Annotated in this window: 4 protein-coding genes and 1 rRNA gene; 1 reads left to right on the top strand and 4 read right to left on the bottom strand. The window is 70.0% G+C overall.

The window, feature by feature from the left end; genetic code table 11:
- The 4 genes from QL985_RS01645 to QL985_RS01630 all read right to left on the bottom strand — a co-directional run.
- Positions 1 to 73 (bottom strand): 16S ribosomal RNA (locus QL985_RS01645); the annotation flags it as partial.
- A gap of 530 nt (positions 74 to 603) precedes the next feature.
- Complete coding sequence (gene glgB / locus QL985_RS01640; RefSeq protein WP_259906112.1) at positions 604 to 4,944, bottom strand: 1,4-alpha-glucan branching protein GlgB; 4,341 nt, start codon at positions 4,942 to 4,944, stop codon at positions 604 to 606.
- A 62-nt stretch (positions 4,945 to 5,006) separates the two neighbouring features.
- On the bottom strand, positions 5,007 to 6,776 hold the full coding sequence (gene treS / locus QL985_RS01635; RefSeq protein WP_259906111.1) for a maltose alpha-D-glucosyltransferase: 1,770 nt from the start codon (positions 6,774 to 6,776) through the stop codon (positions 5,007 to 5,009).
- 94 nt (positions 6,777 to 6,870) lie between these two features.
- Positions 6,871 to 8,868, bottom strand: coding sequence for an alpha-1,4-glucan--maltose-1-phosphate maltosyltransferase (locus QL985_RS01630; RefSeq protein WP_259906113.1), 1,998 nt, complete (start codon positions 8,866 to 8,868; stop codon positions 6,871 to 6,873).
- A 386-nt stretch (positions 8,869 to 9,254) separates the two neighbouring features.
- Between QL985_RS01630 and glgP the strand changes: the two genes are divergently transcribed.
- On the top strand, positions 9,255 to 11,885 hold the full coding sequence (gene glgP / locus QL985_RS01625) for an alpha-glucan family phosphorylase (protein WP_121566718.1): 2,631 nt from the start codon (positions 9,255 to 9,257) through the stop codon (positions 11,883 to 11,885).
- Positions 11,886 to 11,970: the final 85 nt, after the last annotated feature.

Below are 11,970 nucleotides of genomic sequence, written 5' to 3'. Positions count from 1 at the left end.
TTCAGCGTTCGACTTGCATGTGTTAAGCACGCCGCCAGCGTTCGTCCTGAGCCAGGATCAAACTCTCCGTCAAAAAAATTCAACAGAAACCACCCACCACACAAGGCGCGGTACGATGGGATCCCAGCTGACACCCAACACCCCCAGGAAACGGGAAAACACCTGAAAAGGCATCGGGCCATCAACCAAAAATATAAAACTTCTGGTATCAACAAACTAGACACACTATTGAGTTGACAAACAACACACCACAACGCAACTCCCCATCACGAGGACCACCACGGTCGGTTGCGATCTGCAAGGTTACCGTCCGGCGCCATCTTACGCAACCTGAGGTGAACTCTAGGTTGCCGTTCGATGTCGCCGTTGTCTCGGTAACTTGCGGGGATTCATCCTAGCACACGATTCGACCACGTCGAAGCGGACGCCGCGGGAGATCCCTGATCCGTTGCCCCGTTCCGGCCCGCTGGGCCGTCGCCGCAGCAACTCAAAAGACATTACACGCGGCCCCGGGATACGACAAACCCGCGGTCGGCGTGGTGCCGTCCACGGGTTCGTCGTCCTGTTGCCGCACAGGCCACAGCGGCCTGCCGGGGTGTGAGGTCAGGGAGTGGTGTTCCCGTGCTCGGTGGTGCGGGTTCCGGCGGTGGCCGAGTTGCCGGCCGGCTTGAGGAACAGCACTGCGAGTGGCGGCACGGTCAGTTCTGCGGAGGCCGGCTTGTCGTTGTACGCCCCCTCGGTGGCGGTCACGCGTCCCAGGTTGCCGACGCCCGAACCACCGAACTGCTCGGCGTCCGTGTTGAGCACCTCTTCCCACTCGCCGGCCCAGGGCAGACCCAGCCGGAACCCCTCGTGCGTGTTGCCCGCGAAGTTGGCCACGCACACCAGGGGATTGCCCTGGTCGTCCCACCTGGTGAAGGACAGCGTGTTGCGCTGCGCGTCGTTCGCGTCGATCCACTCGAAACCGGAGGGGTCGTTGTCCCGCGAGTAGAGCGCCGGGGTGCTCCGGTAGACCTCGTTCAGGGACTTGACCAGTTCCTGGACACCGTGGTGCGGCGGGGTCTCGGAGAGCCACCAGTCCAGACCGTGCTCCTGCGACCACTCCGACTCCTGGGCGTACTCCGTGCCCATGAAGATCAGCTGCTTGCCGGGGTGCGCCCACATGTATGCGAGGTACGCGCGCACGTTGGCCAGCTGCTGCCACCGGTCACCCGGCATCTTGCGGAGCAGGGAGCCCTTGCCGTACACGACCTCGTCGTGGGAGATCGGCAGGATGAAGTTCTCCGAGAACGCGTAGACCATGGAGAACGTGGCCTTGTTGTGGTGGTAGTGCCGGTTGATCGGGTCCTCGGCCATGTACTCGAGGCTGTCGTGCATCCAGCCCATGTTCCACTTGATGCCGAAGCCCAGCCCGCCCGCGCTCGTGGGCTTGGTGACGCCGGGGAAGGAGGTGGACTCCTCCGCGATCATCACGATGCCCGGGTTGCGCCGGTAGGCCGTGGCATTGGCCTCCTGCAGGAAGGCGATGGCCTCGAGGTTCTCCCGGCCGCCGTACTGGTTGGGTTCCCACTCGCCGTCGTTGCGGGAGTAGTCCAGGTACAGCATGGAGGCCACCGCGTCCACGCGGAGCCCGTCCACGTGGAACTCCTCGAGCCAGTAGTTGGCGTTGGCCACCAGGAAGTTGCGCACCTCACGCCGGCCGTAGTCGAAGATGAGCGTGCCCCAGTCCTTGTGCTCGCCGCGGCGGGGGTCCGGGTGCTCGTAGAGCGGCTGGCCGTCGAAGTTGGCCAGCGCCCACTCGTCCTTGGGGAAGTGCCCGGGCACCCAGTCCACGAGCACGCCGATCCCGGCCTGGTGCAGCTGGTCCACCAGGTAGCGGAACTCGTCCGGGGAGCCGAAGCGCGAGGACGGCGCGTAGTAGCCCGTCACCTGGTAGCCCCACGACCCGCCGAAGGGGTGCTCCGCGACGGGCATGAACTCCACGTGGGTGAACCCCTGCCACGTGAGGTACTCCACGAGCTCCCGGGCGAGGTCCACGTAGCCGAGACCCATCCGCCACGACCCGAGGTGCATCTCGTACACGCTCATGGGCGCGTTGTGCGGGTCGGTCGCCGCCCGCGCGGCCATCCACTCGGCATCGCGGAACTCGTAGTCGGACTCGAACACGCGGGACGCGGTGGACGGCGGGATCTCCGTGCCGAAGGCCATGGGGTCGGCCTTGTCCCGCCACGCCCCGTCCGCCCCCTGGATGCGGTACTTGTAGGTGTCCCCGGACTTCATGCCGGGCACGAACAGCTCCCAGACGCCGCTGGAGCCCAGCGAACGCATCGCGTGCTCGGAACCGTCCCAGCCGTTGAAGTCGCCGATCACGCGCACGGACTGGGCATTGGGAGCCCACACCGCGAAGCTCACGCCGGTGACGTCGCCCAGCGGCGAGGGGTACCGGCGCACGTGGGCGCCGAGCACCTCCCACAGGGTCTCGTGCCGTCCCTCCCCGATCAGGTGGAGGTCCAGCTCGCCCAGGGTGGGTGCAAAGCGGTAGGGGTCGTCGACGAGCTCGGGCTCTTTGCCCGCGTAGCTCACCTCGACCCGGTAGTCGGGGATGCGGCCCTTCTCGTGGGCGGGGACCACACCGGTGAAGATCCCGCCCCACTCGTGCTCCAGGGGGAAGATGCCGTCCGGCGTGCGCACCGCCACGGACGTGGCGAAGCGCCTCAGGGTGCGGATGGTCACCGAGCCGTCCGGGTTGGGGTGCGCTCCGAGCACCGAGTGCGGATCGTGGTGCCGCCCCTCGGCCACGGCCGCGAGGACCTCCTCGGTCACGGGCGCGGGCCCACCGGCCGCAGTGCCCGACGACGTCCGGCCGACCCGCGCAGCCGCACCGTTCCCACCGGTCTGCGTAGCCGCAGGAACCGCCCCGGCCCGTGCGTCGGCGGCATCGCCGGCCCCGGTTCCTGAGGACGTGCCGTCCTCGGCCGTGGTGTGCGCTGCGTTCCCGGCACCGGGGGTCGACGCCGCACCCTCACCGGTCCTCGCCGCGGCACCGCTGTCCGCCGCGTCCACGGAGGCCGTGCTCTTGCCGGCGGTTCCCGCTGCGGCAGCGGTGCCGGACACCGGACTCCCGTCGGCCACGGGCGTGGACTCCGCGTGCACGGCGCCGTCCGGACGCGCAGCCGGGCGGGCGGCGTCGGCGGCGGCGTCCTGCGACACGGGCGCGGTGCCGGGCGCCCGGTCAGTGGCGGCGTGGGGATCTGAGGGACGGGGGTGCTCAGTGGTCACGAAATCCTCGGTTCTGGACGGGGTTGATGGGCTCTCGTGGTTCTCACTGTTCACGGTACGGGAGCGGGCATGCTCAAGCGAACGAACCACGGCGTCCGCCGGCACCCGGACCCAGTCGGGCCGGTTGCGCTCCTCGTAGACGACCTCGTACAGGGCCTTGTCCAGCCACAGGACGCGGAACAGGACACCGTCCGTGTCCACGGGGACTCCGCTGCGCGAACTGTAGCCCTCCAGGAAGGCGTCGGACACCGCCCTGGTCCACTCACCCATGTCCCGGCCGTTCTCCCTGCCGGCCATGGCGCCCGCGTAGTCGAACGAGCGCAGCATGCCCACCACGTCCCGGAGGGCGACGTCCGGGCGGACCCGCTCCTTGATGGGGCGCAGCGGCTCACCCTCGAAGTCCAGGATGCGGAACCCCTGCGCGTCGCTGTGCAGCACCTGTCCCAGGTGGTAGTCGCCGTGGATCCGCTGCAGCGGGGGGATCTCGCGGATCTCCGCCAGCTCCTCCAGAACACGTTCCAGCTCGGGGCGCAGCTGCTCGAAGCGCTCCCCGCAGGACTCCCAGGCCCACCTCACGCGGCCGGTGAGGTCCCCCAGGAAGCGGCGCCGGGCGTCGTCGTCCGCCTCCGTGGGGTCGAAGGCCGCCAGCAGGTCCGCGTGGACGCGAGCGGTGGTGACCCCGAGGTCCCGGGCGAGCTCCGTGAAGTCGCGGCCCTCCGTGGCCGCGGCCACCGTCATCTCCCAGGCGTCGCGCGAACGGTCCAGGAACTGCGCGGCCACGGCCAGCTGCCCCGAGGTGGTCACGAGGCCCTGACGCCACTGGGCGTCGATCCACCCCGCCGTGGCGGGCACCGCAGAAGAACGGTGCGCCGTGAGCCTGACGCCCACCTCGACGTCCGGGTTGCGCCCCTCGCCCACCACGCGGAAGAACTTGACGATCACCGCGTCCTCCCGCAGCGCCGACTCGTCCTCCCCACGGTCCGCGGGCCGCAGGATCACGGACGTGTTGGACTGCTCGGAGGTGATCACGTGGATCTGCTCCGCGCCGGCGATCCGGTAGTCGGTGTTCAGCGCGCCCGTGTGGCGTCCGTGCAGGCCCATGCCGTGGCGCAGCACGCCGCCCTCCGTGAGCTGCGCGTCCATCATGCGCAGCACGCGGTCCATGAACACCGGGTCACCCACGGCGTCGTAGACGTGGACCGTGCTCCCGTCCGCCGGCCGCGCGGCATCCCGGGGGGCTCCCGTCTGCTGCCCGGAGGGCGTGTCTCGGGCCTGCGAACGGCGCCGGTCCAGCAGCGCCCCCGCCTGGGACACGGCCCGGCGCAGGAACGACGACGCCCCGTCGGCAGCCGAGGCAGGCCCCTCCGGAACGGAACCGTCCCCGCCGGTCCGGTAGGAGCCGATCTCGAAGCCCTCGAGCTCCGGCACGGCCTCCTCCGAGAGGAGCACGGGGATGTTGAGCAGCTCGCTGCGCTCCCCCACCGTGACCTCCACCAGGAGCACGATGCGCTCGCGTCCCGGCTGGGACTCCCACCTGTCATCGGCGTCCACCCCGGCACGGCCCACCACGCTCAGCCGCAGCTGGTCCGGGGTGGCCGTGAACGGGAACCACCGCCGGCTCGGCAACCAGTCGCGCAACCTGTCGAGAACCTGCTGATCCGTCATGGGGATCCCCCGCTTTCGTCTGGAAGTCACTGTCGCGCTCGCGCGGGCGGACCCGCGCGGGCTCACTCGCCTCGCGCGGGCTTGATGATCGGCATGGCCACCGTCTCCGGGTGGTTGCCGTCCGTGCTCTGAGCCTGGCGCAGGCGCAGCCAGAAGAAGTCCTGCGAGCCCAGGGTCACGCGGTAGTCACCCGTGTCCGAGAACTCCCCGAACGGCTCGCCGCCGAACAGCTCACGCGTGCCCCGCCCCGCGTACTCCGGTAGGTGCACGGAGCAGCTCGCGGGCGTGTGCGCGAGGTTGAACACGCACAGCACGGTCTCCCCCACGCCGTCCTCGGCGTCCTCGGGGGCCAGCCGGCGCAGGAACGCCAGCACCGACTCGTGGTCCGTGTCCACGTTGACGTACTCGCCCATCCCGAACGCGGGATGGGCCTTGCGGACCATGAGCATCTGGCGGATCCAGTGCAGCAGGGAGGACGACGACGCCAGCTGGGTCTCCACGTTGGTCTGCGTGTAGTTGTAGACCAGCGACTGCACCACGGGCAGGCACAGCTTGCCCGGGTCCGCCGTGGAGAAGCCGGCGTTGCGGTCCGGGGTCCACTGCATGGGGGTGCGGGAGGCGTCCCGGTCGTCCAGCCAGATGTTGTCGCCCATGCCGATCTCGTCCCCGTAGTACAGGAACGGGGAGCCCGGCAGGGAGAGCAGCAGGGCGTGGGCGAGCTCGAGCTCCGCGCGGGAGTTGTCGAGCAGCGGGGCCAGGCGGCGTCGGATGCCGATGTTCGCGCGCATCCGGGAGTCCGGGGCGTACCAGCCCAGCATGGCCTGGCGCTCCTCGCTGGTGACCATCTCCAGCGTGAGCTCGTCGTGGTTGCGCAGGAACGTGCCCCACTGCGTGCCGCGCGGGATCTGCGGGGTGTTCGCCATGGTGGAGACGATCGGCGCGGCCTTCTGGTCACGCAGCGAGTAGTAGATCCGCGGCATGATCGGGAAGTGGAAGCACATGTGGCACTCCGGGGACTCCTCCGTGCCGAAGTACTCCACGACCTCGTGGGGCATCTGGTTGGCCTCCGCGACGATCACACGGCCCGGGTACTCCCGGTCCACCATCTCGCGCAGCTTGACCAGGAAGTCGTGGGTGCCCGGGAGGTTCTCGCAGTTCGTGCCCTCCTCCTCGATGAGGTACGGGATGGCGTCCGCCCGGAAGCCGTCGATGCCCATGTCCAGCCAGAACTTCACCACGTCGAACACGGCCTCGACGACCTTGGGGTTCTCGAAGTTCAGGTCCGGCTGGTGCGAGAAGAACCGGTGCCAGAAGAACTGCCGACGCACCGGGTCGAAGGTCCAGTTGGAGACCTCGGTGTCCACGAAGATGATGCGGGCGTCCTGGTACTTCTCGTCCGTGTCCGACCACACGTAGAAGTCCCCGTAAGGGCCCTCCGGGTCCTCGCGGGACGCCTGGAACCACGGGTGCTGGTCCGAGGTGTGGTTCAGGGGCAGGTCCGTGATGACCCGCAGCCCGCGGGCGTGGGCCTCCGCCACGAGCCGCTTGAAGTCGCTCACGGTGCCGAACTCGTCCAGGACCGAGTAGTAGTCCGAGATGTCGTAGCCGCCGTCGCGCAGCGGGGACTCGTAGAACGGCGGCAGCCACAGGCAGTCGATGCCCAGCCACTGCAGGTAGTCGAGCTTCTCGATCAGACCGGTGAAGTCCCCGGAGCCGTCGCCGTTCGCATCCGAGAAGGCCCGCACGAGCACTTCGTAGAACACGGCCTTGCGGAACCAGTCGGGGTCGTGGGCGATCCCGGGAGCGTTGAGGTGGAAAGGAGTGGTGCTCATGGTCGGCGGGGCTGCCCTCTCGAGGAGACGTTGTGGCGTACGGGTGGTGCTCGGTGGCCGCCGCCGCGCGGGTGCGCACGGCGGCGGCGCGGACTCACTTCACGTCGCGGCGGATGCTCAGGACGTGCACGGGCTCCACGTACGGGTCCAGCCGCACGTAGTTGTGGGTGCCCCACTTCCAGCTGGAACCCGTGATGAGGTCGTCCACCCAGAAGGAGCCGTCCTCGTTGAAGTCCTGGTCCCGCAGGTCCAGGGCGTCCAGGTCCAGCCACACGGTGGCCTCGCGCGTGGCGTGGGGATCGGTGTTGACCACCACGACCACGGTGTCCTTGACCTGCACACCGTCCCGCTCCACGGTCTTGGTCTTGCTGAACGCCACGATGGCGTCGTCCGAGGCGCTCTGCAGCGTGAGGTTCTGCAGGTCGCCCAGCGCCGGGTGGTCCCGGCGGATCTGGTTCAACCGCGTGAGGTACGGGGCGAGGGACTCGCCGCGTTGCACCGCGCCGTCGAAGTCGCGGGGGCGCAGCTGGAACTTCTCGTTGTCGATGTACTCCTCCGCGCCGGGGCGGGCCACGTGCTCGAACAGCTCGTACCCCGCGTACACGCCCCACAGCGGGGACGCGGTGGCCGCGAGCGCCGCGCGCACCTTGAACGCGGCGGGGCCGCCGAACTGCAGGTACTCCGTGAGGATGTCCGGGGTGTTGACGAAGAAGTTGGGGCGGTAGAACCCGGAGGTCTCGTGGGAGACCTCCTGGAGGTACTCCTCGATCTCCTCCTTGGTGTTGCGCCACGTGAAGTAGGAGTAGGACTGCTGGAAACCGGCCTTGGCCAGCCCCTGCATCATGGCCGGTCGTGTGAACGCCTCCGCCAGGAACACCGTGTCCGGGTGCTCCTCGCGGACTCGGGCGATCAGCCACTCCCAGAACCACAGGGGCTTGGTGTGGGGGTTGTCCACGCGGAAGATGTCCACGCCGTGGGAGATCCACAGCTCCACGACGCGCAGCACCTCGGCGGCGAGCCCCTGGGGATCGTTGTCGAAGTTCAGGGGGTAGATGTCCTGGTACTTCTTGGGCGGGTTCTCGGCGTAGGCGATGCTGCCGTCCGCGCGGGTGGTGAACCACTGCGGGTGCTCGGTGACCCACGGGTGGTCCGGGGAGGCCTGCAGTGCGAGGTCCAGGGCCACCTCGAGGCCCAGCTCGTGGGCGTGGGCCACGAACGCGTCGAAGTCCTCGAACGTGCCGAGGTCCGGGTGGATGGCGTCGTGCCCACCCTCCGGGCCGCCGATCGCCCACGGGGAACCGGGATCCTGCTCGCCGGCGGTGAGGGTGTTGTTCGGGCCCTTGCGGTGGTTGCGTCCGATCGGGTGGATCGGGGGCAGGTACGCCACGTCGAAGCCCATGCGCGCGGCGCGGTCCAGGGCCGCCGTGGCCGTGCGGAACGTGCCGGAGCTCCAGGTGCCGGTCTCGGGGTCGAAGGTGGCCCCCTCGGAACGGGGGAAGAACTCGTACCAGGAGCCGCGCCCGGCCGCCTCGCGCTCCACCTCGATCGGGTAGTGCTCGGAGCTGCTCAGCAGGTCGCGGAGGGGGCGCTCGGCCACGTGGTCCCGGATCGTGTCGGACGTGGCGATCTGCCAGCGCTCCTCGACGCTGAGTGAGGTGTCCAGCACGGCCTCGGCGGCCTCCTCGAACGCACGGACCTCGTCCTGGCCGCGGTCGGACTCCTTGGACGCGGCGTCGAACAGCAGCGAGGCCTCCTGGAACATGAGCTCCACGTCCTGCCCCACCCCGAGCTTGATCTCTGCGGCGTGGTGCCACGTGTCGTAGAGGTCGGACCAGCCCTCCACGGCGAAGCTCCAGCGGCCCTCGTACTCGGGCCGCAGCCACGCCTGGTAGCGGTCCGTGCCGGTCTCCACGAGCGTCATGGTCCGGCGCTGCGCCTCACGCCCCTGCGGGTCGTAGAGGACGGCGGTCACGCCCAGGGAGTCGTGCCCCTCGCGGAACGCCGTGGCCATCACCCGGATGTCCTCCCCGGGGATCGCGGTCGCGGGGAAGCGCCCGCCCTCGACCACGGGGCTGACGTCGGAGACGGGGATCCGGCCGTAGACGAGGTCCTCGGACGGGAAGTCCGCGCCGTCCTCCTCGACATCGGCCGCGACGGCCGCGGCGGAGGGTTCGTGCGCCTCCGGCTCGGCGGACGGAGCGGGACCGGCGCGGTGGACGGAGGGAGCGACGTCGGGAACACCGGAGGCGGGGACGGGCGGCGTCAGGCGCGATCCCACATCAGGAAGCGCACCCCCCGCGCGGGCGTCCGGCGTGGTCTCGGGAAACGGGTGGCGGCCTGAGGGCTGGTTCTGCTGCGACACGTGGCCCACGTTACCGACTATCGCCGGGATTCTTAAGGCTGCGAAGCATCACGACGGCGCGGCGACGTCCGGTGACACCCGTGCGGCAGCGGGCCACAGCCGATAAGCTCGCAAGGGTGAAGGCCATCCGAAGGTTCACCGTCCGCACCGTCCTCCCCGAGTCCATCGCCCCGCTGGGGCGCCTGGCCAGGAACCTCCGCTGGTCCTGGCACAAACCCACCGAAGACCTCTTCGCCGAGCTCAGTCCCCACGCGTGGGAGACCGTGCACGGGGACCCCGTCAAGCTCCTGGGGTCCCTGACCCGCGAGGAGATCCAGCAGATCTCGCAGGACCCCGATCTCGTGGCGCGCATCCGGGCTCTCGACGCCGACCTGGAGACCTATCTGAGCGAGCCGCACTGGTACCAGCGCACCCAGGGCGACGACGCACCCGCGGCGATCGCGTACTTCTCCGCCGAGTACGGCATCACCTCCGCTCTCCCGCAGTACTCGGGAGGGCTGGGCATCCTGGCCGGCGACCACCTCAAGACCGCCTCCGACATGGGGATACCCGTGGTCGGGGTGGGGCTGCTCTACCAGGCGGGCTACTTCAAGCAGTCCCTGTCCCGCGACGGCTGGCAGGAGGAGACCTATCCCGTCCTGGACCCCGACGAGCTCCCCCTGTCCCTGCTGCGCGAGGCCGACGGCTCACCCGCGCGCGTGACGCTTCCCCTGCCCGACGGGCGCTCGCTGTCCGCACAGATCTGGCGCGCGGACGTGGGCAGGGTCCCCCTGCTCCTGCTCGACTCGAACATCCCCGACAACGACGACGCCGCCCGCAACGTCACCGACCGGCTGTACGGCGGCGGCAGCGACCACCGCCTGCAGCAGGAGCTGCTGCTGGGCATGGGTGGGGTGCGCGCGCTGCGTCTGCACAGCCGCCTGACCGGAGCACCCGCGCCCGAGGTGTACCACTGCAACGAGGGCCACGCCGGCTTCCTGGGCATCGAGCGGGTCCAGGAGCTCATGAACCCCGGCGCCGGAGCCGCACCCATGACGTGGGACGAGGCCCTCGCCCAGGTGCGCGCGAGCACCGTGTTCACGACCCACACCCCGGTGCCCGCGGGCATCGACCGCTTCGAGCGCGCCCAGGTGGAGCACTTCTTCGCCGCGGGCCTGGCTCCGGACGTCCCCGTGGACCACGTGCTGGACCTCGGCGCGGAGACCTACCCCGGCGGTGACCCGGGCAAGTTCAACATGGCCGTCATGGGCCTGCGCCTCGCCCAGCGCGCCAACGGTGTGGCCAAGCTGCACGGCGCGGTGTCCCGGTCCATGTTCCAGGGACTGTGGCAGGGCTTCGACGCCGACGAGGTGCCGATCTCCTCCGTGACCAACGGGGTGCACGTGCCCTCGTGGATCGACCCCGAGGTGGCGGCGCTGACCCTCGAGCCCGGGGAGAACGACCAGGATCCCGCGGCCCGCTGGCGGAAGATCTACGACGTCCCCGACACCGAGCTGTGGGCCGCCCGCCGCGTGCTGCGCGAGCGCCTCGTGCAAGACGTCCGCGAGCGGCTCCGCGCGTCCTGGAAGAAGCGCGGTGCCACGGACGCCGAGCTGGGCTGGACGGAGAGCGTGCTGGACCCGGACGTGCTCACCATCGGCTTCGCCCGCCGGGTCCCCACGTACAAGCGGCTCACGCTCATGCTGCGGGACCCCGAACGGCTCAAGCGCATCCTGCTGGACCCCCAGCGCCCGGTGCAGCTGGTGGTGGCCGGCAAGTCCCACCCCGCGGACGAGATGGGCAAGCGGATGATCCAGGACCTCGTGCGCTTCACGGACGATCCCGAGGTGCGCCACCGGATCGTCTTCCTGCCCAACTACGACATCGCCATGGCCCGGGTGCTCTTCCCGGGGTGCGACGTGTGGCTCAACAACCCGCTGCGCCCCCTCGAGGCGTGCGGCACGTCCGGCATGAAGGCCGCGATCAACGGCGGGCTGAACCTCTCCGTGCTGGACGGCTGGTGGGACGAGATGTACGACGGCCAGAACGGCTGGGCGATCCCCACCGCGGACGGCAAGGCCAGCACGGACGAGCGCGACGACGTGGAGGCCGCGGCCCTCTACGAGCTGATCGAGAGCCACGTGGCGCCGCGCTTCTACGGCGAGACGTCCGGGACCGCGACCGCCACGCCGGAGGCCGACACCGCGCAGAGCCCCTCCGCCGCCGTCCCGCACCAGTGGCTCGCCATGGTGCGGCACACGCTGGCGACCCTCGGTCCTCGGGTGTCCTCCCGACGCATGCTCACCGACTACGTGGAGCAGCTCTACGTCCCGGCCAGCGTGTCCGGGCGCCGGGCGGCCGCGGACGACGGCGCCGCCGCACGCGCCACGGCCCACTGGATCGAACGGGTGCGGGAGGCGTGGCCCCGGGTCCGCGTGGAGCACGTGGACGCGCAGGGTGTGCACCAGGAGCCGCAGATCGGGGACGAACTGGGCATCAGCGCGTACGTGGACCTCGGCCCTCTGTCCCCCGAGGACGTCACCGTCCAGGTGGGCTACGGCCGGGTGAGCGAGTCCGACCACCTGCACGAGCGCTCCTACGCCGTGCTGGCCCCGGTCAAGGACCTCGGGGCGGGCCGCGTGCAGTTCAGCGGCCCGATCACGATCGACCGCTCCGGGCCGTTCGGCTACACGGTGCGGGTGCTGCCCCGGCACGACGAGCTGGCCGATCCGGCCGAGCTGGCGCTCGTGAGCAACGCCGCGGACTGAGCTCCCGCAGCACGCAGAACGCCCCCTGCCGCACCGGAGCACCGGTTGGGCGGGAGGGGGCGTTCTCGCACGTGCACCCGCCGCG

The sequence above is a fragment of the Kocuria sp. APC 4018 genome (genome assembly GCF_030407675.1).
Lineage (GTDB): Bacteria > Actinomycetota > Actinomycetes > Actinomycetales > Micrococcaceae > Kocuria > Kocuria rhizophila.
Note: the sequence above shows the minus strand (reverse complement) of the source record. Positions and strands in the feature narration are given on the sequence as shown.